The sequence below is a fragment of the Mycolicibacterium boenickei genome (assembly GCF_010731295.1).
Classification (GTDB): Bacteria; Actinomycetota; Actinomycetes; order Mycobacteriales; family Mycobacteriaceae; genus Mycobacterium; species Mycobacterium boenickei.
The window spans coordinates 5,773,611-5,798,718 of record NZ_AP022579.1 but is presented as its reverse complement, the minus strand read 5'-3'; the positions used below and the strand labels follow the sequence as shown (position 1 = coordinate 5,798,718).

At 66.6% G+C, this 25,108-nt stretch carries 21 protein-coding genes; 15 read left to right on the top strand and 6 right to left on the bottom strand.

The genetic code is table 11. The annotated features are described in order from the left end of the window. Positions 1–17: 17 nt before the first annotated feature. On the bottom strand, positions 18–1,271 hold the full coding sequence (locus G6N57_RS27745; protein WP_077739882.1) for an IS30 family transposase: 1,254 nt from the start codon (positions 1,269–1,271) through the stop codon (positions 18–20). A 138-nt stretch (positions 1,272–1,409) separates the two neighbouring features. On the opposite strand from G6N57_RS27745, the gene G6N57_RS27740 reads away from it, so the two are divergent. The 3 genes from G6N57_RS27740 (at position 1,410) to secA (ending at position 6,044) form a co-directional block, all read left to right on the top strand. Next, the gene (locus G6N57_RS27740) at positions 1,410–2,039 is read left to right on the top strand and encodes a ComF family protein (RefSeq protein WP_077743517.1); all 630 of its coding nucleotides are present in this window, start codon (positions 1,410–1,412) and stop codon (positions 2,037–2,039) included. A gap of 297 nt (positions 2,040–2,336) precedes the next feature. Continuing rightward, positions 2,337–3,020 carry a ribosome hibernation-promoting factor, HPF/YfiA family gene (gene hpf, locus G6N57_RS27735; RefSeq protein WP_036440178.1) on the top strand — a complete coding sequence of 228 codons (684 nt, stop codon included), beginning with the start codon at positions 2,337–2,339 and terminating at the stop codon, positions 3,018–3,020. A 171-nt stretch (positions 3,021–3,191) separates the two neighbouring features. Then, positions 3,192–6,044 (top strand): preprotein translocase subunit SecA, encoded by a 2,853-nt coding sequence (gene secA, locus G6N57_RS27730; RefSeq protein WP_097926417.1) that lies wholly within the window; start codon positions 3,192–3,194, stop codon positions 6,042–6,044. Here the strand turns inward: secA and G6N57_RS27725 are convergent. Then, the gene (locus tag G6N57_RS27725) at positions 6,041–6,538 is read right to left on the bottom strand and encodes an Rv3235 family protein (protein WP_077743518.1); all 498 of its coding nucleotides are present in this window, start codon (positions 6,536–6,538) and stop codon (positions 6,041–6,043) included. The genes secA and G6N57_RS27725 overlap by 4 nt on opposite strands. Positions 6,539–6,694: 156 nt before the next feature. On the opposite strand from G6N57_RS27725, the gene G6N57_RS27720 reads away from it, so the two are divergent. The 8 genes from G6N57_RS27720 to G6N57_RS27685 all read left to right on the top strand — a co-directional run bounded on the left by G6N57_RS27720 (position 6,695) and on the right by G6N57_RS27685 (position 16,938). Continuing rightward, a complete protein-coding gene (locus G6N57_RS27720; RefSeq protein WP_077743519.1) occupies positions 6,695–8,548 on the top strand; it encodes an ABC transporter ATP-binding protein/permease in 1,854 nt (617 codons plus the stop codon). 117 nt (positions 8,549–8,665) lie between these two features. Then, entirely contained in the window at positions 8,666–10,075 is a 1,410-nt protein-coding gene (locus tag G6N57_RS27715; protein ID WP_077743520.1) for a WS/DGAT/MGAT family O-acyltransferase, read from the top strand. A 61-nt stretch (positions 10,076–10,136) separates the two neighbouring features. After that, positions 10,137–11,912 carry a BCCT family transporter gene (locus tag G6N57_RS27710; protein ID WP_077743521.1) on the top strand — a complete coding sequence of 592 codons (1,776 nt, stop codon included), beginning with the start codon at positions 10,137–10,139 and terminating at the stop codon, positions 11,910–11,912. A 9-nt stretch (positions 11,913–11,921) separates the two neighbouring features. Continuing rightward, a complete protein-coding gene (locus G6N57_RS27705; RefSeq protein WP_077743522.1) occupies positions 11,922–12,428 on the top strand; it encodes a DUF6912 family protein in 507 nt (168 codons plus the stop codon). A 20-nt stretch (positions 12,429–12,448) separates the two neighbouring features. Next, complete coding sequence (locus G6N57_RS27700) at positions 12,449–13,873, top strand: metal-dependent hydrolase family protein (RefSeq protein ID WP_077743523.1); 1,425 nt, start codon at positions 12,449–12,451, stop codon at positions 13,871–13,873. Between the two features lie 58 nt (positions 13,874–13,931). Further along, positions 13,932–15,068 carry a ferredoxin reductase gene (locus G6N57_RS27695; protein WP_077743524.1) on the top strand — a complete coding sequence of 379 codons (1,137 nt, stop codon included), beginning with the start codon at positions 13,932–13,934 and terminating at the stop codon, positions 15,066–15,068. 68 nt (positions 15,069–15,136) lie between these two features. Continuing rightward, positions 15,137–16,375 carry a fatty acid desaturase family protein gene (locus G6N57_RS27690; protein WP_077743525.1) on the top strand — a complete coding sequence of 413 codons (1,239 nt, stop codon included), beginning with the start codon at positions 15,137–15,139 and terminating at the stop codon, positions 16,373–16,375. 149 nt (positions 16,376–16,524) lie between these two features. Further along, positions 16,525–16,938 carry a hypothetical protein gene (locus tag G6N57_RS27685; RefSeq protein ID WP_174814593.1) on the top strand — a complete coding sequence of 138 codons (414 nt, stop codon included), beginning with the start codon at positions 16,525–16,527 and terminating at the stop codon, positions 16,936–16,938. A gap of 10 nt (positions 16,939–16,948) precedes the next feature. Here G6N57_RS27685 and G6N57_RS27680 read toward each other — a convergent pair whose 3' ends face one another. From G6N57_RS27680 to aroA, 3 genes are all read right to left on the bottom strand, one after another. Beyond that, positions 16,949–17,755 (bottom strand): SDR family oxidoreductase, encoded by an 807-nt coding sequence (locus tag G6N57_RS27680; RefSeq protein WP_077743590.1) that lies wholly within the window; start codon positions 17,753–17,755, stop codon positions 16,949–16,951. 69 nt (positions 17,756–17,824) lie between these two features. Further along, a complete protein-coding gene (gene rsgA, locus G6N57_RS27675; RefSeq protein ID WP_077743527.1) occupies positions 17,825–18,805 on the bottom strand; it encodes a ribosome small subunit-dependent GTPase A in 981 nt (326 codons plus the stop codon). 6 nt (positions 18,806–18,811) lie between these two features. Next, on the bottom strand, positions 18,812–20,125 hold the full coding sequence (gene aroA, locus G6N57_RS27670; protein WP_077743591.1) for a 3-phosphoshikimate 1-carboxyvinyltransferase: 1,314 nt from the start codon (positions 20,123–20,125) through the stop codon (positions 18,812–18,814). Between the two features lie 66 nt (positions 20,126–20,191). On the opposite strand from aroA, the gene G6N57_RS27665 reads away from it, so the two are divergent. Genes G6N57_RS27665 through G6N57_RS27650 form a run of 4 tightly spaced genes read left to right on the top strand, consistent with a single transcriptional unit; the run spans position 20,192 to position 23,939 of the window. Beyond that, positions 20,192–20,959 (top strand): SOS response-associated peptidase, encoded by a 768-nt coding sequence (locus tag G6N57_RS27665; RefSeq protein WP_197908763.1) that lies wholly within the window; start codon positions 20,192–20,194, stop codon positions 20,957–20,959. Then, positions 20,956–22,461: a DUF7782 domain-containing protein gene (locus G6N57_RS27660; RefSeq protein ID WP_077743529.1), complete on the top strand. Its 1,506-nt coding sequence runs from the start codon at positions 20,956–20,958 to the stop codon at positions 22,459–22,461. Before G6N57_RS27665 ends, G6N57_RS27660 begins: the two co-directional genes overlap by 4 nt. 42 nt (positions 22,462–22,503) lie before the next feature. Next, the gene (locus G6N57_RS27655; RefSeq protein ID WP_077743530.1) at positions 22,504–23,094 is read left to right on the top strand and encodes a TetR/AcrR family transcriptional regulator; all 591 of its coding nucleotides are present in this window, start codon (positions 22,504–22,506) and stop codon (positions 23,092–23,094) included. After that, entirely contained in the window at positions 23,094–23,939 is an 846-nt protein-coding gene (locus G6N57_RS27650) for an enoyl-CoA hydratase/isomerase family protein (protein ID WP_077743531.1), read from the top strand. The genes G6N57_RS27655 and G6N57_RS27650 overlap by 1 nt, the downstream gene beginning before the upstream one ends. On the opposite strand, the gene ampC is transcribed toward G6N57_RS27650, so the two are convergent. Beyond that, positions 23,936–25,108 carry a class C beta-lactamase gene (gene ampC, locus G6N57_RS27645; protein ID WP_077743532.1) on the bottom strand — a complete coding sequence of 391 codons (1,173 nt, stop codon included), beginning with the start codon at positions 25,106–25,108 and terminating at the stop codon, positions 23,936–23,938. The two genes, G6N57_RS27650 and ampC, sit on opposite strands and share 4 nt — an antisense overlap.

Genomic DNA, 25,108 nt, shown 5'->3' with positions numbered 1-25,108 from the left:
GGGTGGTTTCAAGCGGTCTACGCAACAGCTGGTGGTTTTGAGAGTAGTTCGTTGAGTGCTTCGGCCGGGGTTTTCCATTCAAGGGTTTTGCGGGGTCGGCCGTTGAGTTCGGCTGCGACGTAGTCGAGGTAGTGCTCGCCGTAGACCGACAGGTCAGTGCTTTTGGGGAAGTATTGGCGCAGTAGCCCGTTGGTGTTCTCGTTGCTGCCACGTTGCCAGGGTGAATGTGGATCGCAGAAGTAGATGTCGAGATCGGTGGCTTTGGCGATGGCACGGTGGTTGGACATCTCAATGCCCTGATCCCAGGTCAACGAGCGGCGCAGGTGCGCGGGCAGCTGGGTGATCTTGGCGACGATGGCGTTTTGCACACTTTCGGCGCTGTGGTCGTCGGGCAGGTGCAGCAGCATCACGAACCGGGTGCTGCGTTCGACCAGGGTGCCGATCGCCGAGCCTGAGGCGGTGCTGCCCATGATGAGATCGCCTTCCCAATGCCCGGGCACTGCGCGGTCGGCCACCTCCGGTGGGCGTTGGCTGATGTTGATCATGTCCGGGATGCGGCTGCGTCGAGTTCCGGGCTGATGTTGAGGTCGTCGTATTGCCCGTTTTGTTCGCAGACACTGGTGCAGTTCTCGGCGTAACGAACCCCGTCCCTGCACGTAGATCGCCTGGTAAATGGCTTCGTGTGACACCCACATCTCCGGATCGTCGGGAAAGTCGATGCGCAGCCGCTGGGCGATCTGCGCCGGGCTGTGCCGCAACTCCAATCGACTCTGCACCTGCTGACGCAACCTGTCATTGCGCGCCAGGCGGCGTTGTTTGGGTCGCCTGGCCCGATCAGCGGATCGGTCGTGGGCAGACAACGCGCGGTAGACCACTTTCGCCGAGGCTCCACTCTGTTGAGCCCCGAAGGCATGCTTGCGTCGATACCCCGATTTGTGTGGATTCTTGCGGGTGCGCAGTTCGGTGTTCTCGTCGATCTCGCGTTTGATCGTCGAGGCCGGTCGGCCCAGCCGTCGACCGATGGAACGCAGCGATTCGTCGGCGTGGACGCCGGCTTGGATCTCGATGCGCTCCTGCAAACTCAACCGTCGACGCGCACCGGTGCCCGAAGGCTTACTCACGTGCGGTTTCACCCCGCCAGCTTGACGAAACCACCGCCGTCCACAGGTCGCTGACACGCCGACGGCCACACCGGCATCCCCGGGCAACAGGCCTTCGCGGACCCGCTCCCAAAACAACCGCTTTCTCGACTGGAACGAACCCCGAGCCATGCAACACTCCTCAAATCAGAAGGTGTGTTGCGTAGACCCCTTGAACTCAAGCCGGGTTTCGCGACCCAGCGGTAGAAATCGGCGAAGTCAGGCGAATGCGCATCCGCTGATGTCGGTGCGGGCGCGCAGACTGCCGGCATGTTCGACCTCATCCTGCCGCTGGAGTGCGGTGGCTGTGGGGCGCCGTCGACGAGATGGTGTGCGTCGTGTGCCGCCGCGCTCGGCGTCGGCGCCGACGAGCCGCACCTGTTCACGCCACGGACCGATCCGGGTGTCCCGGTCTTCGCGCTGGGCCGCCATGCCGGCGTCCGCAGGCGCGCAATCGTCGCCGCCAAGGAAAAGGGACGCACGGACCTCGTGGCGCCGCTGGCCGGGGCGCTGAACGGCGGCCTGCAGCACCTGCTGACCTGGGGCATCATCGGCACTCCGGTGACCGTCGTACCGGCGCCCACGCGGCGAGCCGCCGCGCGTCGCCGCGGAGGTGATCCGGTCAGCAGGATCGCGACGTCGGCGGCGGCCGGTCTGCCGGGGGTGCGGGTCGTGCCTGCGCTGCGACTGCGTCCGTGGGTGCGTGATTCGGTCGGCCTGTCCGGCGCCGCGCGGCAGCGCAACATCGCCGGCCGGGTGCGTCTGATCAGGCCGGTCGCCGGGGAGGTGGTGCTGGTCGACGACATCGTCACCACCGGTGCGACGGCGGCCGAATCGGTGCGGATGCTCGCGCGCGGCGGGGCTCTGGTCGCCGCTGTACTGGCGATTTCCCATGCTTGACGCGCGCGTCATTTCGCTGCGATCAAACCCACATGAAGAACTGAGAACACGTATTTGAAATTGGTGGCACGAGTGGGTGAACACGGACTACCGTCGGCAGCAACCACCCGTGAATGACTCACGGCGGCGCTCCGAGAAGCACAGCGCCACTTCACCGCCAAACGGTAGGAGGTGAGTACCCGACACCTTTCGCCGCTGGGTGGAGCAAACTTTCGCCGCCCACCGGCACCATCCGATTCGTTGAGAAGTAGGGCACGCGTGATGCGTGTGACAACTGAGAGAAACGAGTTGCCGAGTATGTCAACCCATTCCCCGGATTCAAGCGCCACCATGGTGGTCGACCCCGACGAACAGGTCGGTGACACCACCCCGGAGCCGAACGCAGAGGTTGTGGTCAAGGGTCGAAACGTCGAAGTTCCAGACCACTTCCGTATCTACGTCTCGGAGAAGTTGTCGCGCCTGGAGCGGTTCGACCGCACCATCTACCTGTTCGACGTCGAGCTCGACCACGAACGCAACCGCCGTCAGCGCAAAAACTGCCAGCACGTCGAGATCACGGCCCGCGGCCGTGGCCCCGTGGTTCGTGGCGAGGCCTGCGCGGACAGTTTCTACGCCGCTCTGGAGTCCGCGGCGGGCAAACTCGAGAGCCGGCTGCGCAAGAGCAAGGACCGCCGCAAGATCCACTACGGCGACAAGACTCCGGTCTCGCTGGCCGAAGCGACGGCACACGAGACGCTGTTCGAAACCCAACCGACGGCGACGGCCGACGCCGGACTGGCGGATGGTCTCGACGACCATGAGCCGGGCCGGATCGTGCGGACCAAGGAACACCCGGCGAAGCCGATGACCGTCGACGACGCCCTCTACGAGATGGAGCTGGTGGGACACGATTTCTTCCTGTTCCACGACAAGGAGAGTGACCGGCCGTCGGTGGTCTACCGGCGCCACGCCTACGACTACGGACTGATCCGCCTGGCCTGACGCGTATCGCCAGGACCGAACGAACAAAACCGCACCTCGGAGCAATCCGAGGTGCGTTTTTGTTTCTTCGCGCCGGCAGAACCAGCGACTTCGACCCTTCACCTACGATGGAGGCCAACAAGCCCGACCGATCCCGCCCACGGGATCCATCGAACCCACAGGGGAAATAGCGTGCTGTCGAAGTTGCTCCGTCTCGGTGAAGGCCGCATGGTCAAGCGCCTCAAGAAGGTCGCCGACTATGTCGACACCTTGTCCGACGGCATGGAGAAGCTCTCCGACGCCGAGCTGCGAGCCAAGACCGACGAGTTCAAGAAGCGGATCGCCGACGGCGAGGACCTCGACGACCTGCTGCCCGAGGCGTTCGCCGTCGCCCGTGAGGCCGCCTGGCGGGTGCTGTCCCAAAAGCACTTCGAAGTCCAGATCATGGGTGGTGCGGCCCTGCACTTCGGCAACGTCGCCGAGATGAAGACCGGTGAGGGCAAGACCCTGACCGCGGTGCTGCCCGCCTACCTCAACGCGCTGAGCGGCAAGGGCGTCCACGTCGTCACGGTCAACGACTACCTGGCCAAGCGCGACAGCGAGTGGATGGGCCGCGTGCACCGGTTCCTCGGCTTGGAGGTGGGTGTCATCCTTTCGGGCCTCACACCCGAGGAACGCCGCGCCGCCTACGCCGCCGACATCACCTACGGCACGAACAACGAGTTCGGCTTCGACTACCTGCGCGACAACATGGCGCACTCGGTCGACGACATGGTGCAGCGCGGCCACAACTTCGCGATCGTCGACGAGGTCGACTCGATCCTGATCGACGAGGCCCGCACCCCGCTGATCATCTCGGGCCCGGCCGACGGTGCCTCCAACTGGTACAGCGAGTTCGCCCGGTTGGCCCCGCTGATGGAGAAGGACGTCCACTACGAGGTCGACATCCGCAAGCGCACCATCGGTGTGCACGAGCTGGGTGTGGAGTTCGTCGAGGACCAGCTGGGTATCGAGAACCTGTACGAGGCCGCCAACTCGCCGCTGGTCAGCTACCTGAACAACGCCATCAAGGCCAAGGAGCTGTTCCAGCGCGACAAGGACTACATCGTCCGCGACGGCGAGGTACTCATCGTCGACGAGTTCACCGGCCGCGTGCTGCTGGGCCGCCGCTACAACGAGGGCATGCACCAGGCGATCGAGGCCAAGGAGCACGTCGAGATCAAGGCCGAGAACCAGACCCTGGCGACCATCACGCTGCAGAACTACTTCCGCCTCTACGACAAGCTGTCCGGCATGACCGGTACGGCCGAGACCGAGGCCGCCGAGCTGCACGAGATCTACAAGCTGGGCGTGGTGCCGATCCCGACCAACAAGCCGATGGTCCGTGCCGATCAGTCCGACCTGATCTACAAGACCGAGGAAGCCAAGTACATCGCGGTCGTCGACGACGTGGCCGAGCGCTACGAAAAGGGCCAGCCGGTGCTGATCGGTACCACCAGCGTCGAACGCTCCGAGTACCTGTCGCGGCAGTTCACCAAGCGCAAGATCCCGCACAACGTGCTCAACGCGAAGTACCACGAGCAGGAGGCGAACATCATCGCCGAGGCCGGCCGGCTCGGCGCCATCACGGTCGCCACCAACATGGCCGGCCGCGGTACCGACATCGTGCTGGGCGGCAACGCCGACTTCCTGGCCGACAAGCGACTGCGGGAAAAGGGCCTCGACCCGGTGGAAACCCCCGAGGAATACGAGGCCGCCTGGGACGACACCCTCACCACGATCAAGGCCGAGGCCAGCAAGGAAGCCGAGAAGGTCGTCGAGGCCGGCGGTCTGTACGTGCTGGGCACCGAACGCCACGAGTCGCGCCGTATCGACAACCAGCTGCGCGGCCGCTCGGGCCGCCAGGGTGACCCGGGTGAGTCCCGGTTCTACCTGTCGCTGGGCGATGAGTTGATGCGACGGTTCAACGGCGCGACGCTCGAGTCGCTGCTGACCCGGCTCAACCTGCCCGACGATGTGCCGATCGAGGCCAAGATGGTGACCCGCGCCATCAAGAGCGCGCAGACCCAGGTCGAGCAGCAGAACTTCGAGGTCCGCAAGAACGTCCTCAAGTACGACGAGGTGATGAACCAGCAGCGCAAGGTCATCTACAAGGAGCGCCGCATGCTGCTGGAGGGCGAGAACCTCCAGGAGCAGGCCCACGACATGCTCGTCGACGTGATCACCGCCTATGTCGACGGTGCCACCGCCGAGGGCTACGCCGAGGACTGGGATCTGGCGAAGCTGTGGGAGGCGCTCAAGACGCTGTACCCGGTCGGCATCGATCACCACGATCTGATCGACTCGGATGCTGTCGGTGAGCCCGGTGAGCTGACGCGTGAGGAACTGCTCGACGCGTTGATCAAGGATGCCGACCGTGCCTACGCCGAGCGCGAGAAGCAGCTCGAAGAGCTGGCCGGTGAGGGCGCGATGCGGCAGTTGGAGCGCAACGTGCTGCTCAACGTGATCGACCGCAAGTGGCGTGAGCACCTCTACGAGATGGATTACCTCAAGGAGGGCATCGGTCTGCGGGCGATGGCCCAGCGCGACCCGCTGGTCGAGTACCAGCGCGAGGGCTACGACATGTTCGTCGGCATGCTGGACGCGCTGAAGGAGGAGTCGGTCGGATTCCTGTTCAACGTCCAGGTCGAGGCTGCGCCTGCGCCCAGCGCTCAGGTAGCCCCGGTGGCCGCGCCCACCGGGCTGGCCGAGTTCGCCGCGGCGGCCGCGGCGAAGGCCGGCGAGGCCACGGCGGCTGATGCGGAGTCGGGTGCGGTGGCCACCAAGGAGCGCCCCGCGCCGGCGTTGCGCGCGAAGGGGATCGAGAACGAAGCCCCGCCGCTGACCTACACCGGGCCTGCCGAGGACGGCAGCGCCGAGGTGCAGCATTCCGGTGGCGGTGGACGGCATTCCGCTCCGACCGGTGGTACCCGGCGTGAGCGTCGCGAAGCGGCCCGCAAGCAGGCCAAGACCGGCCGGCCGGCGAAGTCGCACCGCAAGAGCTAACCGACCTGCAGCGCAGTGAGTTGCCAACGGCCACTGCGTAATTCGATACGCCCGGCGATGGCGCGTACCCGCGCGCCACGGGTGTAGGTGGCGAACAGCTCGGCGGCCTCGGATGAGGCTGCCGGGCGCAGCCCCACCCGGCGCAGGCTCGCCGTGGTCGGGTGCCGCGGTTTGGCCGCGGAGACGACCGCGTCGAGCAGCAGTTGGCTCATCAACGATCTCAGCTGGGCCGGAGGCCTGCGCCGGTCGACTACCTCGAGGACCCGGCGCAGGGCCATGTCGGCGAACTGTGCGGCGCCGGGTTGCAATTGCCGTTCCGGCTCGGGGCTGACCAACCGCAATCGGCGTGGGCTGTGGCCGTGCAGCACGGTCGGCGTCGGGCACGCCGCATGCAACGGCAGCTGAGCCGGAGTCTCGCCCAGGGGCAATGCCGGTGGCTCGTAGTCGATGACCGGGGCGGTCAGGGACTGGGCAGCGAGTTTGGGAATGGGCACAGGCAACCTCCAGCGGTCGGCATCACGGACGACATCTGCTGGAGAGGTGCAGACCTACTCATGATCGCACGGGTTCGGCGTGCCGGAAGCACGGAGAATCCGGTGCTCGCTTTGGCCGGTTAGCGTGACGGGAGTCGTCGAACCAGGGGGAGCGGAATGGTTCAGCCCAGCATCGATTGGCCGGCCGAGCCGCTGCGCTCGCTGATCTGGACGTTGCAGGCGTGGGTGGTCACGCTCGTGGTGTTCCTGGCCGTGGCGCTGGTCATCGCGAGGTTCACCCGGTGGGGACGACAGTTCTGGCGGGTCAACGCACCGTTCTTCAGCGGCCGGGGTAGCTGGCGCACATGGGCGCTGCTGGCGTTCATCCTGTGGCACACCGTGTACTCGGCGCGGGTGGTGGTGATCTTCACCTACCAGTACGCGGATCTGATGAATGCGGTGCAGGCCGGCTCGGAGGCACTGGCCACCCACGACGCCGAGAAATTGGATGCCGCGCGCCAGGCGTTCATGACGTCGTTTGCGATCAGCGGGATTCTGGTGGCGCTCACGGTGATCTACACGGTGGTCGACCTGTTCCTGCGCCGGGTCTTTTCGATCCGTTGGCGCATCTGGCTCAACACGCGGCTGGTCGACGACTGGATGACCGGTGATGCGTTCTACCGCAACCGCTTTCTCGATCCCCCGGTGGAGAACCCCGACCAGCGCATCCAGAACGATGTCGAGACCGTCACCACGAAGTCGGTGGACCTCAGCGTCGGGGCGGTCAACAAGTCACTGTTGATCGTGATGTTCACCGGCGTGCTGTGGCAACTGTCGGGGCCGTTGCAGTTGGGCGGCTGGGTGATTCCGCGGGCCATGGTGTTCGTGGCGTTCGTCTTCTCGATCACGGTGACGGTGATCGCGTTCTGGATCGGACGTCCGCTGGTGCGGCTGAACTTCCTCAACGAACGGTTCAGCGCGAGTTTCCGGTACGCCCTGGTGCGCTTGCGGGACAGTGCCGAGCGCGCGGCCTTCTACCGTGGTTCCGAGCGGGAACGCGGCCTGCTGCACTCCCGGTTCGCCGAGATCATCGCCAACATGTGGCGGATCGTGTTCGCGCAGCTGCGACTCAACGGGTGGAACCGCGGCGTCGGCGATGTGACGACCGGCATGATTCCCTACATCGTGCAGGCGCCCCGGTTCTTCACCGGGCAGATCACGCTCGGCGGTCTGCTGCAGACTGTCGCGGCGTTCGGAAACGTCTGTGCCGCAATGGCCTTCTTCCGGGACAGCTATGACGAATTCACGGTCTACCGGGCCGCCCTGATGCGGATCGACCAGATGCTCGAGCACGACCGCCGGGCGCGGGAACTGCCCAGGATCGTCGTCGGCCCCGCGGAGGATTCGCTGGCACTGACCGACGTGGAGGTCGATGATCTGCGGGGGCGCCCGCTGATCAGCGATCTCACCATGGTGTTGAACCCGGGGGACAGCCTGGTGGTGAAGGGGCCGTCAGGGTGCGGCAAGACCACCCTGTTGCGGAGCCTGGCCGAGTTGTGGCCGCGGACAGCGGGACTGGTCCGGTATCCGCCCGGATGGGCGACGCTGTTCCTGCCTCAACTGCCGTACCTGCCGCTCGGTGATCTGCGGGCCGCGGTGGTGTACCCGCTCCCGATTGCCGACGTGAGCGACAGCGAACTGCGGGATACGTTGCGCGCGGTCGCCCTGGGGCATCTGACGGAACGGCTGGAGGAGGAGGCCGACTGGGCGTCGGTGCTGTCGCTGGGTGAACAACAGCGGGTCTCGATCGCGCGGGTGCTGCTGGTGCGTCCGCGGGTGGTGTTCCTCGACGAGTCGACGTCGGCGTTGGACGAGGGACTCGAAGACGCCATGTATGGGTTGGTGCGGGAACGGTTACCCGATTGTGTGGTGGTCAGCGTGGGCCACCGGTCCACGGTCGATCGCCACCACCGGTCCCGGTTGAACCTGGAGGGTGACGGGAGTTGGGAGCTCTCGGTGATTTCGGCGTGAACATGCGGTGGCCCCGCCGTGAAATTGACGCGGGGTAGCACCCGTGATGCGCGGCGGCCGAATCGCCGGTTAACGTGACGGGGTTCAAGCGGAGCGAGAAGGGGAGGTTGGCGCCGCATGGTGAGCAGGCTGTCGGCGTCCGACGCAGCGTTCTTCCACCTGGAGAACACCGCTACGCCCATGTATGTCGGGTCCTTGTCGATCCTGCGGAAGCCGCGGGCCGGCTTGAGCTACGAGACCCTGTTGGAGACCGTCGAACACCGGTTGCCGCAGATACCGCGTTACCGGCAGAAGGTGCGTGAGGTGACGCTGGGCCTGGCCCGGCCGGTGTGGGTGGACGACCGGGATTTCGACATCACCTACCACATCCGGCGCTCGGCGCTGCCGTCCCCGGGCAGCGACGCGCAGTTGCACGACCTGATCGCCCGGCTGGGCTCGCGGCCCTTGGACCGGACCCGCCCGCTGTGGGAGATGTACCTGGTCGAAGGGCTGACCAAGAACCGCATCGCGATCTACACCAAGACGCACCAGGCCCTGGTCAACGGCATGACCGCACTCGAGATCGGGCATGTGATCGTCGACCGTTCGCAGAAACCGCCGGAGTTCGGCGAGGACATCTGGATTCCGGCCCGCGAACCCAGCGACCGCCAGTTGATGCTGGGTGCGATCGGCGAGTGGATCACCCGGCCGACCAGTCAGCTGGCCGCCCTACGGGACACCGTGACCGAGGTGGCCACCAGCGCCAGCGAACTCGCCGCGGTGGGGCGGCGGGTTGCCGAGGTGGCCCGCACGGTGGCGCGTGGCACCGCGCCCAGCAGCCCGCTGAACACCACGGTCTCGCGCAACCGGCGGTTCTCGGTGGATCAGCACCGGCTGGAGGACTACCGGCTGGTGCGGGCCCGCTACAACTGCGACATCAACGACGTCGTCCTGGCCGTCGTGGCCGGCGCGCTGCGCAACTGGTTGTTGTCGCGCGGGGAGCCGGTGACCCCGACCACCACGGTGCGGGCGATGGCGCCGATGTCGGTGTACCCGGATGCCGAACTGGACTCCTCCGGGCCAGGACAGGCCATCAGCGAGGTCTCGCCGTTCCTGGTCGACCTCCCCGTCGGTGAGGGCAACGCGGTGGTGCGGCTGTCGCAGATCGCCCATGCCACCGAATCGCATCCCACCGCGGCCAGCCTGGTCGACGCGCGCACCATCGTGACGCTGTCCGGTTTCGCGCCGCCGACCTTGCACGCCATGGGTATTCGCGTGGCGACCGGATTCTCGGCGCGCTTGTTCAACCTGCTGATCACCAACGTGCCCGGGGCCCAGAAACAGATGTATGTCGCGGGCACCAAACTGCTGGAGACCTACGCGGTGCCGCCGCTGCTGCAGAACCAGGTTCTGGCCATCGGGGTGACCTCGTACGACGGCATGCTCTATTTCGGGATCAACGCCGACCGGGACGCGATGAGCGATGTCGACGTCCTGCCGAGCCTGCTCCGTGAATCTCTTGAGGAATTGCTCGAAGCCGCGAAGTAATCCTGGCAAAACCCGTGGCGTGTTTGACCTGAGCTGCAATTCGCGATCTGATGAATTGATCATGCCAGCTGAGATACGAAAAAGTAGATCTGACAAGAACACGCAAGAAGTCAAGAAAGCAACAGAGAAGGCGCTGAAGTCGCCGACCGGCGACGTCGTGCCGCACCCAGTCCTCGATGTTCCGGTGGAGCAGAAGGCGTACACGCGGCGTGCCGGTGTGGACTGGGTGGTCTTCGGCGTCACCGCCGTCATCGCCTTGGCATTTCTGGTCTGGGGATTCCTCAGCACCGATTCTCTCGCCACCGCCTCGTCCGGTGCCCTCGGCTGGGTGATGGCCAATGTCGGTTGGCTGTTCGTCCTGACCGCATCGGGTTTCGTGGTGTTCGTCATCTGGCTGGCGATGAGCCGTTACGGCAACATCCCGCTGGGCCGCGACGACGACGAGCCGGAATTCCGCACCGTGTCCTGGGTGGCGATGATGTTCAGCGCCGGCATGGGCATCGGCCTGATGTTCTTCGGGGTTTCCGAGCCGTTGTCGCATTTCGCCTCCCCGCCGCCGGGAACCGGGGGACCCGGGAACCCCCGGGCAGCAGAGACCGCGATGGCGACCACGATGTTCCACTGGACGCTGCATCCGTGGGCCATCTATGCCGTCGTCGGCCTGACCATCGCCTACGGGGTGTACCGCAAGGGCCGGCTCCAGCTGGTCTCTGCCGCATTCGAGCCATTGCTGGGCAAGCGCGCGAACGGGCCGTGGGGCAAGGTGATCGACATGCTGGCGATCTTCGCCACGCTGTTCGGGTCGGCCGCCTCGCTCGGCCTCGGTGCGCTGCAGATCCGCAGCGGCCTGCACATCGTCGCGGGAGTCGGCGAGACCGGTAACGCCATCCTGATCGGCATCATCACGATCCTCACGGTCGCGTTCGTGCTGTCGGCGGTGTCGGGTGTCGCGCGCGGGATTCAGTGGCTGTCCAACATCAACATGGTGCTGGCGTTGTCCATGGCGGTGTTCATCTTCCTGGTCGGCCCGACCATGTTCATGCTGAACATGATTCCGACGTCCATCGGCAGTTATTTCGGAGACCTCGCGCAGATGGCCGCCCGGACCGGCGCCGAAGGTGACGCCGTCAGTACCTGGCTGCAGAGCTGGACGATCTTCTACTGGGCGTGGTGGATCTCGTGGACCCCCTTCGTCGGGATGTTCATCGCCCGGATCTCCCGCGGCCGCACCATCCGGCAGTTCGTGACAGGCGTGCTGCTCGTGCCCAGCGTGGTGTCGGTGATCTGGTTCTGTGTGTTCGGCGGCGCGGCGATCTTCGAGCAGCAGAACGGTGTGGACCTGGCCGGGATGGGCAGCCAGGAGCAGCAGTTGTTCAGCTTGCTCGGCGAGTACCCGATCGCGACCGTCACCAGTGTGGTGGTGATGCTGCTGGTCGCCATCTTCTTCGTGTCCGGTGCCGATGCGGCGTCGATCGTGATGGGCTCGCTGTCCGAGCGCGGCACCATCAAGCCGACCCGTCCCACGGTGATCTTCTGGGGCGTCGCCACCGGCGCGGTGGCCGCGGTCATGTTGCTGGTCGGCGGCGCGGACGCGCTGAACGGTCTGCAGTCGATCACCATCATCGTGGCGGTGCCGTTCGTGCTGGTGATGATCGGACTCGCGGTGGCGCTGGTCCGCGACCTGCGCCACGACCCCATGGTGGTGCGCCGCGAGTACGCGCTGGAGGCGGTCAACGATGCGGTGGTCGCCGGTGTCACCCAGCACGGCGACGACTTCGTGATTTCGGTGGAGAAGGACCCGCAAGCCGACGATCGGGAAAACGCCGAAGACAGCTAGGGTCGCGGTGTGCGCGTCTACATCCCGACGACTTTGGTCGCCTTGCAGCAGCTTGTCGCCGACCGTCACCTGCTCGTCGTGAACGGGACCGCGTTCGCGGTCACGCCGACGCTGCGGGAGGCCTACGCCGAGGGCGACGACGACGAACTCGCCGAGGTGGCGTTGCGGGAGGCCGCGTTGGCCTCACTGCGGTTGCTCGCCGGCACGGATCCGTCGTCGGACTCGGGCCTGCCGCCGCGCCGCGCCGTGGTGGTGGCCGACGCTGACGTGGTCACCGTCCGCCCCGATCTCGACGACGCTGTCGTGCGGTTGTCCGGGCCGTTGCCGATCGACGCCGTGGTCGCCGTGTATGTCGACAATGCCGACGCGGAAGGGGCGGTGCTGGCCGCCGTCGGCGTCATCGACGACGCGGACCTGGGGGACGAGGACGCCGAACTCACTGTCGGCGACGCTCAGGATCACGACCTGGCTTGGTATGCCCCGCAAGAGTTGCCATTCCTGCTCGAACTGCTCTGACCGACGAGACAAGGATTTTCATGCGCGCATTCGGATTGTTGGCGTCGCTGGCCGTGATCCTGGCGAGTGTGTCCTGTTCGACCGGTGATGGCGATACCTCGTCGGCCGGCTCCTCAGAGCCGGGTCGCCCCGCGGAGTCTGCGCAGGCCCCGCCGCCCCCGGCCCCGCCTGCCGGCGGGGCGGCGGTCACCGATTTCCGGAACGTCAAGATCTTCGACGGCCGCAGCGATCGGTTGTCGGCGCCGTCCAATGTGCGGGTCAAGGGGAACCGGATCGAGCGGATCTCCACCGAGGCGCTGCCCGACGAGCCGGGGGCCACGGTGATCGACGGGGGCGGTCGTACCTTGATGCCGGGCCTTATCGACAACCACTGGCACACAATGCTGGTGCGGCCCCCGGTGACCCAGTTGACCACCTTGGATCCGGGGTACCTCAACCTGTTGGCCGGCGCCGAGGCCACCGACACCTTGATGCGCGGGTTCACCACGGTCCGCGATCTCGGCGGGCCGAGCTTCGGGCTCAAGCAGGCCATCGACGAAGGCGTCATCAACGGTCCACGCATCTACCCGTCGGGCGCGATCATCACCGTCACCAGCGGCCATGGTGACTTCCGCACGCCCGCGGACCTGCCGCGAACCGCGGGTGGTCCGGTGTCGCGTCAGGAGGAACTGGGCGCTTCGATGGTCGCCGACAGCCCCGACGAGGTGCGGACGCGCACCCGCGAGCAGTTGTTCCAGGGCGCGTCGCAGATCAAGCTGACCGCCGGGGGTGGGGTGTCCTCGCCGCACAGCCCGCTCGACGTCACCACCTTCACCGAGCCAGAACTGCGGGCGGCCACCGAAGCGGCGGGCAACTGGGGCACGTACGTGGCCGTGCACGCCTACACGCCGCAGACCATCCAGCAGGCGATCCGTGCCGGCGTCACGTGCATCGAGCATGCCCACCTGATGGATGAGGCGACGGCAAAAGAGATGGCGGACAAGAACATCTGGCTCAGCACGCAGCCCATCCCGGCCGAGATGATCGGCGCTTTCCCACCCGGCTCCGACGAGGCCGCCAAGGCCAAGGAGATCGTCGAAGGCGTCAACAACGTCTATCAGCTGGCGCGCAAGTACAAGCTCAAGACGGCCTTCGGCACGGACATCCTGTTCTCGCCGCAGTTGGCGCAGAAGCAGGGGGCGCTGTTGGCGGGGCTCGGCAAGTGGTTCTCGCCCGCCGAGACGTTGACCATGGCGACCGCGACCAACGCCGAACTGCTGGCGATGTCGGGCAAGCGCAACCCGTACGCCGGAAAGCTGGGCGTGGTCGCCGAGGGTGCGCTGGCGGATTTGTTGCTGGTCGACGGTGACCCGTTGGCACGCCTGGATCTGGTCGCGGACCCGGGCCGCAATTTCAAAGTGATCATGAAGGACGGGAAAACGTACAAGAACACTTTGGCGTCCTGACCTGCGACAGCGGACGTCTGACTGGCTACGGACGGGTAACCTACGGTACCGTAGGTTCATGGCCAAGAACTCCATCAAGGTCTCGGCCAATGTGGCCGATACGGTCCGCCCCACGATCGCCGGCGCCGCGCGGCGGCCCGGCTGGAACGCGCTGCGCCGCGTCGTCGGTCAGGTGACCACTCCGCTGCTGCCCGACGACTACCTCAAGCTGGCCAACCCGTTGTGGTCCGCGCGCGAGTTGCGGGGCCGGGTGGTCGAGGTGCGGCGGGAAACGTCCGATTCCGCGACGTTGGTGATCAAGCCGGGCTGGGGATTCTCGTTCGACTATGAGCCGGGCCAGTACGTCGGTATCGGTGTGCTGATCGACGGGCGGTGGCGCTGGCGGTCGTATTCGCTGACCTCGGCGCCGGAGAAGTCCGCGCGCACCATCGCGATCACGGTCAAGGCAATGCCCGAAGGGTTCTTGTCGACGCACCTGGTCGACGGCCTGCGTCCGGGAACCGTGGTGCGGCTGGCCGCGCCGCAGGGCAACTTCGTCATGCCCGATCCGGCGCCGGCAACGGTGTTGTTCGTGACGGCGGGCTCGGGCATCACCCCGGTGATGTCGATGCTGCGCACCCTGGTGCGCCGCGACCAGATCACCGACATCGCGCATGTGCATTCGGCGCCAACGGAATCCGATGTGATGTTCGGCCAGGAGTTGGCGGCGCTGCACGATGCGCATCCCGGCTACCGGCTGTTGTTGCGCAGTACCCGGACCGAGGGCAGGCTTGACCTGGCGCAGATCGGCGACGTGGTTCCCGATTGGCGTGAACGTCAGGCATGGGCATGCGGGCCGGAAGGCATGCTCAACGACGCCGAACGGGTGTGGGCCGCCGCCGGTATCGCCGACAGCCTGCACCTCGAACGGTTCGCGGTGTCACGGGCGGCCCCACACGGGGCCGGTGGCACGGTAACTTTCGAACGCAGCGGCAAGGAGGTCACTGTCGACGGCGCGACGCCGTTGATGGACGCGGGGGAGCAGGCCGGGATCCGGATGCCGTTCGGCTGCCGGATGGGGATCTGTCAGTCGTGCGTGGTGGGCCTGGTCGACGGGTACGTCCGCGATCTGCGTACCGGCGTGGAGCACGACCCGGGTACCCGGATCCAGACGTGTGTTTCGGCCGCATCCGGCGACTGTGTCCTGGATGTCTAAGCTTTACTGGCTAGTAACCTACGGCATCGTAGGTTACGCTACCGTAGGTAATTGAGAGGAGGCTGACGATGGCAATCACCGACGTTCCCGCATTCGCGCATCTCACCGATGCCGACATCGAGAACCTGGGCATCGAACTCGACGCGATCCGGCAAGACATCGAAGACTCCCGCGGTGAGCGCGACGCGCGCTACATCCGCCGCACCATCGCGGCGCAGCGTGCTCTCGACGTCGCCGGCCGCGTCATGCTCGCGGCGAGCTCGAAGCGTTCCGCATGGTGGGCGGGCACCATCACGCTGGGCGTGGCCAAGATCATCGAGAACATGGAGATCGGCCACAACGTCATGCACGGCCAGTGGGACTGGATGAACGATCCCGAGATTCACTCCTCGTCGTGGGAGTGGGACATGAGCGGGGCGTCCAAGCATTGGCGGTTCACCCACAACTTCATGCATCACAAGTACACGAACATCCTCGGTATGGACGACGACGTGGGCTACGGCGTCATCCGCGTCACCCGGGATGCCAAGTGGAAGCCGTTCAACCTCTACGGCAACCTGCTGTTCAACACCCTTCTCGCGATCGGTTTCGAGTGGGGCGTGGGGCTGCAGCACCTGGAGCTCGGCAAGATCTTCAAGGGCCGCGACAACCGCAACGCGACGCTGGTCCGGGTTCGCGAGTTCGGCGTCAAGGCCGGGCATCAGCTGGCCAAGGACTACGTCGTCTGGCCTGCGCTCACGTCGCTGTCGCCCGGCGCGACCTTCAAGTCCACCTTGAAGGCCAACGCGGTGGCCAACGTCATCCGCAACGTGTGGGCCAACGCGGTGATCTTCTGCGGCCATTTCCCTGATGGCGCAGAGAAATTCACCAAGACCGACATGGTCGGTGAGAGCCGCGGCCAGTGGTACCTGCGTCAGATGCTCGGCAGCGCCAACTTCGAGAACGGCCCGGTGCTGCGGTTCATGAGCGGCAACCTGTGCCACCAGATCGAGCACCACCTGTATCCGGATCTGCCGAGCAACCGGCTCTACGAGATCTCGATCCGGGTGCGGGCACTGTGCGACAAGTACGACCTGCCCTACACCACGGGATCGTTCCTGGTGCAGTACGGCAAGACCTGGCGCACCATCGCCAAGCTGTCGCTGCCGGACCGGTTCCTGAAGGACACGGCCGACAACGCCCCGGAAACCCGCAGCGAGCGGATGTTCACGGAGCTCGAAGGCTACGGCGTCACCGATCCCGACACCGGGCGACGTCGCGGCCTGAAGTCGGCCATCGAGACGGTGCGAGGCTGGCGCCGCCGCTGACCCGGTCGAACGTGAAAGAAGGTGCCGAGAATTCGCTGGCTGAATTCTCGGCACCTTCTTCACATCGGGGGCACGGATTCCAAGCAATTGCCCGACGTACTCCCAGGGTCCTTGCAGTCGTCGCTCATACCCTGACGCCCGTGAACAAGATGCTCGCGGCCGCCATGGTGCTCGGTGCCTCTGTCGTGCCGATCGGTGCGCTGGCCACCGGAGTCGCCGCGGCCGACGACTACGCCGGCCAGAAGTACTCCGATGCGCAATCGGCACTGGCCGATGCCGGCATGAAGGGTGTCGTCGCCACCCGCGACGGCGATGCGCTGTCCGATGACGACTGCGTCGTGACGCACTCCGAGACCGCCCACTGGCACAAGGGTGACGATTTCGCCCCGGTCACCGACACCGTGCTGCTCAACCTCAACTGCAACGCCGGCGTGGCCACGGCCAAGACGCCGGGCAATTCGGCGGCCAGCCCTGAGGGCCGCGCCGCCATCGCGGCGGCCAAGCAACAGGCAGAAGAAGAGCAACAGCAGGCCGAGGCGGATCAGGCCAAGGGCAAGCACTGACGCGCCGGCGTCACATGTTCAGTTCCCAGACCTTGGGCCAGTCCTTGCCTCGAAGCGCGGCGTCGATGCCGCCGTCGACGAAGATGACCGACCCGACGAAGTAGCTCGCCTCGGGGCCGAGCAGGAACGCGACCAGCGCGGCCACCTCTTCGGGACGGCCGCCCCGCCCGGCGGGGATCGTGTTGAGGAACTGCTCCATCCCCGCACCGGTCAGCGGGTCCTTGCGTCCCTCCTGGGTCATCGGAGTGTCGATGAGCCCCGGTGCGATCGCGTTGAGCCGGATGCCGTCGGCGATGTACTCGGCGGACTTGGTGCGCGCGTAATACGCCAGGGCGGCCTTGGTGGCCGGATAGGCCTGCAGCGCCGCGAAATCGCCGTAGGTGGAGGCGATCGTGTTGGCACCCGTCTCGTCACCGGCCAGGCAGGCGTCCGCCAGCTCGACCGGCCAATTGGGCTGGCTGGTGGTCGAATTCGAGCTGATCAGCACCACCGACGCGTTCTCCCGGTTGGCCAGTAGTGGGCGCAGGCCCTCGAGCAGCTCGACCGCGGCGAAGTAGTTGACGGCGATGAGCAGGTGCGCGGGCCGGCCGGTCGCGGCGGCCAGCCCGGCGAAGGGGACGAAACCGTCGATCCCGCCGTCGGCCAACTCGGTGACCTTCGCGATCGCCTCCGATCGCCCGTCCGGCGTGCTCAGGTCCACATTCACATCGGCATCGCGCAGGTCGACGCCGATCACCCGATGTCCGTCGGACTCCAGCCGTTTCTTGGTCGCAGCGCCAAGCCCGGAGGCGCTGCCGGTCAGAACATAAGTAGCCACAGCAGCGACCATAGTGCGGCGCGGTGGTCGTCCGACGCGATGTGCCGCCCAGCGGTACACGGGAAGCGGTCAGGCTTCCTTGAGCACCGCCAGCAGGCGCCGAGCCGCGGCCACCCGGCCGGCCGCCGGACCGGACAACGTGTCCAGGGCGCATTCCGGATCGGCGGGTGGACCCATGTGGCCGCACCCGCGCGGGCAGTCGTCGATGGTCTGCGCCAGATCCGAGAACGCCATGATCACGTCGTCTGGCTGAATATGGGCCAGACCGAACGAGCGGATGCCCGGGGTGTCGATCACCCAACCGGTGCCGTCCAGGGGCAACGCCACCGACTGGGTCGAGGTGTGCTTGCCCTTGCCCACCCCGGATACCTCACCGGTGGCCCGATCCGCCTCTGGGACAAGGCGGTTCACCAGAGTCGACTTACCGACCCCGGAATGCCCGAGAAACACCGTGACCTTGCCTGCCAGCATGGGGGAGACCACGTCGAGCGGATCCTCGCGGCCGGCGGTGACGATGGTCAGGTCCAGATCCGCGAACTGCGCGGCGAACGGTTCTGGGGCGGCCAGGTCGGATTTCGTCAGGCACAGAATCGGTTTCAGGCCGCCGGCGTACGCGGCGATCAGGGTGCGTTCGACGAACCCGGTGCGCGGCGGCGGATCGGCCAGTGCCACCACGATCAGCAATTGGTCGGCGTTGGCGACCACGACGCGTTCGGTCGGATCATCATCATCGGCGGTGCGGCGCAACACTGTTCGCCGTTCGCCGCGACGCACGATACGGGCCAGGGTGTCGGGCCGGCCGGACAGGTCGCCGACGATATCGACGTCGTCACCGACCACGATCGGGGTGCGGCCCAGTTCGCGGGCCCGCATCGCGACCACCCGGTGAAGCGGATCGCGGTCCAGAGCGCAGCCCCAGCGGCCGCGGTCGACGGTCACCACCATCGCCGACTGGGCGTCGGCGTGGTCGGGGCGGATCTTGGTGCGCGGACGTGAGCCTTTACCCGGCCTGATCCGGACGTCGGACTCGTCGTAATCCCGCGCTCCCAAGGTGGTTTACTTCCCCTTGGTATGCGGGCCAGTCGGCGCGTCGCCCGCCAGCATCTGCACCCACATCAGCGGGAAATCGGGCAGGGTCTTGGCCGTCGTCTCGATGTTCTCCACCTGGACACCGGGCACCCGCAGGCCGATGATCGCGCCGGCGGTGGCCATGCGATGGTCGGCATACGAGCGCCAGGTCCCGCCGTGCAACGGCCGCGCCGTGATGAGCAGACCGTCCTCGGTTTCGGCGCATTCGCCGCCGAGCCCGTTGATTTCGGTGGTCAGGGCCGCCAGCCGGTCGGTTTCGTGTCCGCGCAGATGCGCGATGCCCCGCAGCCGCGATGTCGCGCCTTCGGTGGCGAGTGCGGCCAGTGCGGCGACCGTGGGGGCCAGCTCGCCCACGTCGTGCAGGTCGGCGTCAAACCCGTCGTAGCCTTCGGCGCCGCTGACTTCCAGGTATGAATCACGCTGGTGGACAGTCGCATTCACCTTGGCAAGCAGGTCAAGGATGGTGTCGGCCGGCTGGATGCTCACCGACGGCCAGCCGGCGATGCGCACGGTTCCGCCGGTGACGATCGCCGCGGCCAGGAACGGCGTCGAGTTGGAGAGGTCCGGCTCGATGCTCCAGTCGCGGGCGGCGACCGGTCCGGGGGAGACCCGCCAGCGATTCGGGGCCGAGTCGTCGACCTGGACGCCGGCGTCGCGCAGCATCGCCACCGTCATCGCCACATGGGGAGCCGAGGGCACCGAGGTTCCGGTGTGCACGATGGTGAGCCCGTCGGTGAACGTCGCGCCGGACAGCAAGAGCCCGGAGACGAACTGCGAGGACCCCGACGCGTCGATCTCGACGGTGCCGCCGGCCACGGTCCCGCGACCGCGCACCGCGAACGGCAAACCGTCACCGTCGACGTCCACGCCCAAGCCGCGCAGCGCGTCGAGCAGCGGGGCGATGGGCCGGGCCCGAGCCTGCTCATCCCCGTCGAACGTCACTGCTGTGGTGCTCAGCGCCGCGACCGGCGGCACGAAGCGCAGCACCGTTCCGGCCAGTCCACAGTCGACCCGGGCGTCGACCGCCGGCGCGATGGCGCCACTGACCGTCAGCTCGGTGTCGTCGCCCTCGGCGGCCTGCACGGCGACGCCCAGGGTGCGGATGGCGTCGATCATCAGATCGGTGTCGCGGCTGCGCAACGCCCCACGGACCGTCGAGGGTCCCTGCGCGGTGGCCAACGCAGCCAGCACGAGCGCGCGGTTGGTCAGCGACTTCGAACCCGGCACCGCCACCGTGGCGTCGACCGGGGTGGCCGCTTGCGGTGCCGGCCAGTTCGTCATCTGCTCCTCACGTGCGCTCACGCACTACATCCTGCCTTGTCCGCCGACTCTGCAACCATGGGCACTATGTGTGGACGTTTTGCGGTGACCACCGATCCGGCGCTACTGGCGCAGAAAATCCAGGCCATCGACGAGAGCACGGCAAGCTCGGCGAGCTCAGGGGACAAGGACGTCGCGGGAGCCAACTACAACGTGGCTCCCACCACGACCATCAGCAGCGTGGTCAAACGGCACACCGAGCCCGAGGACGAGTCGACCCGCCGGGTCCGCTCGATGCGCTGGGGCCTTATCCCGCCGTGGGTGAAAACCACGCAGGACGGCGGTCCGGACACCAAGGGCCCGTTGTTGATCAACGCCAGGGCCGACAAGGTGACCAGCTCACCGGCGTTCCGCAACTCCGCCAAGAACAAGCGGTGCCTGATCCCGATGGATGGCTGGTACGAGTGGAAGCCGAACGTGGATAAGAAGGCCAAGACGCCGTTCTATATGTATGCCGACGACGGCGAGCTGCTGTTCATGGCGGGGCTGTGGACCACGTGGCGCCCGCAGGGTGCACCGAAGGACGCGCCGCCACTGCTCAGTTGCACGATCATCACCACCGATGCCGCCGGTCCGCTCGCCGAGATCCACGACAGGATGCCGCTGACCATCAGCGCGCCGGACTGGGACCGCTGGATGGATCCCGACGCCCCGATCGACGAGGGGCTGCTGCGGGGCCACGGGGACCTGGACCGGATCGCCGTCCGCGAGGTGTCCCGGCTGGTCAACAGCGTCCGCAACAACGGTCCAGAGCTCATCGAGCCGGCCGAACCCGAAGAGATGGGGCTGTTTTGAGCGGGACTGAGGGAGGCGTCGACGCTGGTCTTGTCGATGCGATCGGCGCCGACCTGCGGTCGGCCGGATTCACCACCGACGGGGTGGCCGATCTCCTGGGCGCCGACACCGACGCCGCGCTGAGCCGCGGGGTGTGGTGGCCGGTCCTGCGCGTGACCCACGCCGCGCCGGCCGACCGTCAGCGCTTGGCGGTACTGGTCCGGCTGCTGCTGCTGGGCACCGAGGAGCCACCGGAACTGGTCGCGGCGGCGTTCCCGTCGAGCAGTCTGCAGACGTTGGCCGCCAACGGTGTCCTCGAGTTCCGCGGCGACAAGGTGCGGGCCGCCCTGGACATCCGGCCGCACAGCGACGGGGAGCGGGATTTCTACGTCGTGTCCGACCAGGACGCCGCGGTGCGGCGCGGTCCGTTGCGTCACGACCATGTGCTGGGCATCGGCGGGGCGTCGGTGTCGCTCGCCCGTGCGGTGACGCGTAAACCCGTCGGTCGCGCGCTCGACCTCGGGACGGGATGCGGTATCCAGGCACTGCACATGAACGCGCACTGCGACGAGATCGTCGCGACCGACACCAACGAGCGGGCGCTGGCACTCGCGGCGATGACGGCGCGGCTGGGCGGCATGTCGTGGGATCTGCGGCACGGCAGCCTGTTCGAGCCGGTGGCCGGCGAGCGGTTCGACCTGATCGTGTCGAATCCGCCGTTCGTGGTGGGCTCGGGTGCCCGGGACTACACCTACCGGGACTCCGGCCTGGCCGGAGATGCGTTGTGTCAGAGCCTGATCGAACAGATCGGTGATCACCTGTTGCCGGGCGGAACCGCGCACATCATGGCGAACTGGATCGTGCGTGACGGCCGCGAGTGGCAGGAGCGGGTCCGCGGTTGGCTGGCCGGCACGGGCCTGCACGCCTGGGTGGTGCAGCGCGAACTCGCCGATCCGGTCAGCTACGTATCGCTGTGGCTGGCCGACGCCGGTGAGGACCTCGACCGGCAGGCGCAGCGGGGCGGGCAATGGCTCGACTGGTTCGCCGAGCAGGACATCGCCGGCATCGGCATGGGCATGATCTCGCTGCGGGTGCCGCGGGCCGGGGAAGCGCCCGAGCAGATCTTCGAGGAGATCACCGGTGCCGACGAGGCGCTCACCGGAACAGAAGTGGACGCGTTCTTCGCCCGGCGGGCCTACTTGCGCGACACCTCCGACGATGCGCTGCTCGCGGCCCGCTTGTCCACCGCGCCGGTGTTCCTCGAAGAGCAGTCACTTCCCGGACCCGAGGGGTGGCAGGAGATCGGGGCCGCCGTGCGCCGTCCGGGTGGCCCGGCCGCGGTGATCGGTGTCGACGAGGTACTGCGGGCATTGCTGGCCGGGTGCCGAGGGGAGGTGCCGCTGGGCACCTTGATCCAGCTGCTCGCCGCCCATCATGGCGTGGATTCCGATGCGCTGGCGCAGGCCGCGCTGCCGGAGATACGGGAAGCGATCGGTCGAGGGATCCTCTACCAGGCCGAATGACGGCTCTCTAGAGAATTTCTCGGTTTTGATAGAGTAATCCTCGTGCCACCCTCCAGGGCAACAGGTGCGCGGGATCGACTGATATCGGTCGCGCGTCGCCGGTTCGCGGCCGAGGGGACCATCGTCCCGACCCTGGATGAGGTGCGGCGCGAAGCCGAGGTGAGCGTCGGATCGCTCTACCACCACTTCCCCGACAAGCCCGCGTTGGCGGCCGCGGTGTACGCACAGGTCATGGCCGAATATCAGGCGGGTTTCCTGGCCATGCTGCGCGAACAGGCCACGGCTGAAGAGGGAATCCGCGGCGGTGTCCGCAATCATCTGGATTGGGTGGCGGCCCACCGCGGCGAGGCGATGCTGCTCCTGGGTGATCGGCTGGACAGCCAGGAACTCCGTGAAGCCAACCGGAATTTCTTCACGACCGTCCGGGATTGGTGGCGCCCGCACCACACCTACGGGGCGCTGGTGGCCATGCGGCCGGGGATCACGGCCGCACTGTGGCTCGGTCCGGCACAGGAATATGCCCGCTACTGGATCGCCGGCGAGGTTCCGGACATGGACCGCGAGGCCGTCGAGATGTTCGCCGATGCGGCATGGAAAGCATTGCAGGCCAGACCAATCGAGGAGGTCAGCTGATGGACAAGCCCTTGTATCGCAGCATGGTGGCCGACGGGGACGCCCCGGACGCGCCACAGCGGATTCGCGTCGAGCGCAGCGGTGATCGCGCGGTGGTGACACTCGACGAGCCCGACCGGCTGAACGTGCTGTCCGCACCGCTGGTCCGGCAATTGCGCCGCGCCCTGGAAGATCTCGCCGCCGACGACGACATTCGTGCCGTGGTGTTGACGGGCGCCGATCCAGGGTTCAGCGCCGGTGGCGACTTGCGCATGATGCGCGCAGCCGTCGAAAACCGGTACCGGGGAGAGGGAACCGCGGACGTATGGCGCTGGATCCGCCGGGAATTCGGCGGTATCGCCCGGCTTATCGCGGGTTCGGACACCATCTTCGTCGCCGCCCTCAACGGGCCCGCGGCCGGGGTTGGGCTCGCCTGGGCGCTCACCTGCGATGTGACCATCGCCAGTGAGAAGGCCGTCATCGTGCCCGCCTTCGCCCGTCTGGGTTTGATCCCGGAGGTCGGCACCAGCTGGGCGTTGACCCGCCGACTCGGCTATCAGGGCGCGCTCGCGTACTACCTCAAGGGCGAGCACATCGACGCCGAAGCCGCGCAGCGGCTGGGATTGGTGCACGAGGTCGTCGCGCACGACAAGCTGCTTGCCACCGCGGATGTTTGGTGCTCGCGTGTCGCGGCATTGCCGCCACATGCCGTCGCGATGGCCAAACCTCTGTTGCGCGCGGCGGCCGACGCCAGCTGGAACGATGCGCTCACGCTCGAAGAGTTCGCCGAACCGACGTGTTTCACCACCGCGGCATTCGCCGACAGTGTCGAGACCATGCTGTCCGGTGGCCCGCGTCCGCGCTAGGTATTCGAAAGCTGTTGCAGGACAGCGTGGGCCGCGCTGACGCGGGCGGTGATCGGATAGTTCTTGTTCGCGAGCATCACCAGACCTATCCGCTTGTCGGGCACGAACACCGCATAGGCGCCGAAACCATCTGTGGAGCCGGTCTTGTTGAACAGCCTCGGGGTTGAGGTGGGTTGGGGAGTGAGCGGCGCCGCCGGGTTCGGCTGCATGGCCATGGTGGTCGAGTTTCCGGCCAACAGCCGGTCGAGGGTGACCGGGTAGGGATACTGTTCCCAGCCGAGCCCTTGGACCATGTCACCGACTTTGAAATAGCCGACGTGCGTCCCTTGGACAGCGTCGCGCATCGGTGCCTCAAGGTCATTCGGCGCGATGTTGGTCTCGACGAAGCGGAGCAAGTCGGCCGCAGAGGACTTGACACCGTACGCTTCAGCATCGAAAACGCCTGGGTTCACCCGGATCGGCTCGTTGTCGGCGTTGTAGCCCCAGGCGTAGTTCTCCATCTGCGATTGCGGCACTCGGATGTAGCTGTGGCGTAGTTGCAGCTTGGGGAATACCTCCTGTTCGACCAGATCGCTGAAGTCACGGTTCATCGCCAAGGCGGTGAGGTGGCCGAGCAACCCGATGCTGGGGTTGGAGTATCGCCGCTGTTGGCCGGGGGCTGCATCGGGTTGCCACTGGTGAAACCACGTCTGCATCTGGGCGTCGTCCGTGACGTCGGGAGGAAACTGCAAGGGCAATCCACCCGCGGTGAAAGTGCCGAGGTTGAGCAGGTCGGCCTTGTCGATGGCACTGCCCGTCAACTGCGGCATGTAGATGCTGGGGTGATCAGTCAGCGAGATGCGCCCCAGCGCTTGCGCGTACGACGCCAGTGTGGCGGTGAACGTCTTACTGACCGAACCGATCTCGAAGAGCGTGTCCGGGGTTACCGGCGTCATGCGTTGTCTGTCTGCGACTCCGAAATTGAAGTAGCGCTGTTGACCGTTGACCGTCACTGCTATGGACATGCCCGGTATGTCGTATTGGGCCATGAGCGGCCGAAACGCATGGTCCACGGCGGTCGCGAGGGCGTCGGGACGTGCGGAAGCGGTCGTGTTGGTGGACATACCGAGAAGGACTGCGACGAGTAACAACGCGGCGGCTCTGGTGCTGTTCCTGATGTCACGCAACAT

Coding starts and splice junctions, on each gene's coding strand:
- G6N57_RS27745 (WP_077739882.1), bottom strand. CDS start 1,271: ATGGCTCGGGGTTCGTTCCAGTCGAGAAAGCGGTTGTTTTGGGAGCGG.
- G6N57_RS27740 (WP_077743517.1), top strand. CDS start 1,410: ATGTTCGACCTCATCCTGCCGCTGGAGTGCGGTGGCTGTGGGGCGCCG.
- hpf (WP_036440178.1), top strand. CDS start 2,337: ATGTCAACCCATTCCCCGGATTCAAGCGCCACCATGGTGGTCGACCCC.
- G6N57_RS27720 (WP_077743519.1), top strand. CDS start 6,695: ATGGTTCAGCCCAGCATCGATTGGCCGGCCGAGCCGCTGCGCTCGCTG.
- G6N57_RS27715 (WP_077743520.1), top strand. CDS start 8,666: ATGGTGAGCAGGCTGTCGGCGTCCGACGCAGCGTTCTTCCACCTGGAG.
- G6N57_RS27710 (WP_077743521.1), top strand. CDS start 10,137: ATGCCAGCTGAGATACGAAAAAGTAGATCTGACAAGAACACGCAAGAA.
- G6N57_RS27700 (WP_077743523.1), top strand. CDS start 12,449: ATGCGCGCATTCGGATTGTTGGCGTCGCTGGCCGTGATCCTGGCGAGT.
- G6N57_RS27695 (WP_077743524.1), top strand. CDS start 13,932: ATGGCCAAGAACTCCATCAAGGTCTCGGCCAATGTGGCCGATACGGTC.
- G6N57_RS27690 (WP_077743525.1), top strand. CDS start 15,137: ATGGCAATCACCGACGTTCCCGCATTCGCGCATCTCACCGATGCCGAC.
- G6N57_RS27685 (WP_174814593.1), top strand. CDS start 16,525: ATGCTCGCGGCCGCCATGGTGCTCGGTGCCTCTGTCGTGCCGATCGGT.
- aroA (WP_077743591.1), bottom strand. CDS start 20,125: ATGACGAACTGGCCGGCACCGCAAGCGGCCACCCCGGTCGACGCCACG.
- G6N57_RS27665 (WP_197908763.1), top strand. CDS start 20,192: ATGTGTGGACGTTTTGCGGTGACCACCGATCCGGCGCTACTGGCGCAG.
- G6N57_RS27650 (WP_077743531.1), top strand. CDS start 23,094: ATGGACAAGCCCTTGTATCGCAGCATGGTGGCCGACGGGGACGCCCCG.
- ampC (WP_077743532.1), bottom strand. CDS start 25,108: ATGTTGCGTGACATCAGGAACAGCACCAGAGCCGCCGCGTTGTTACTC.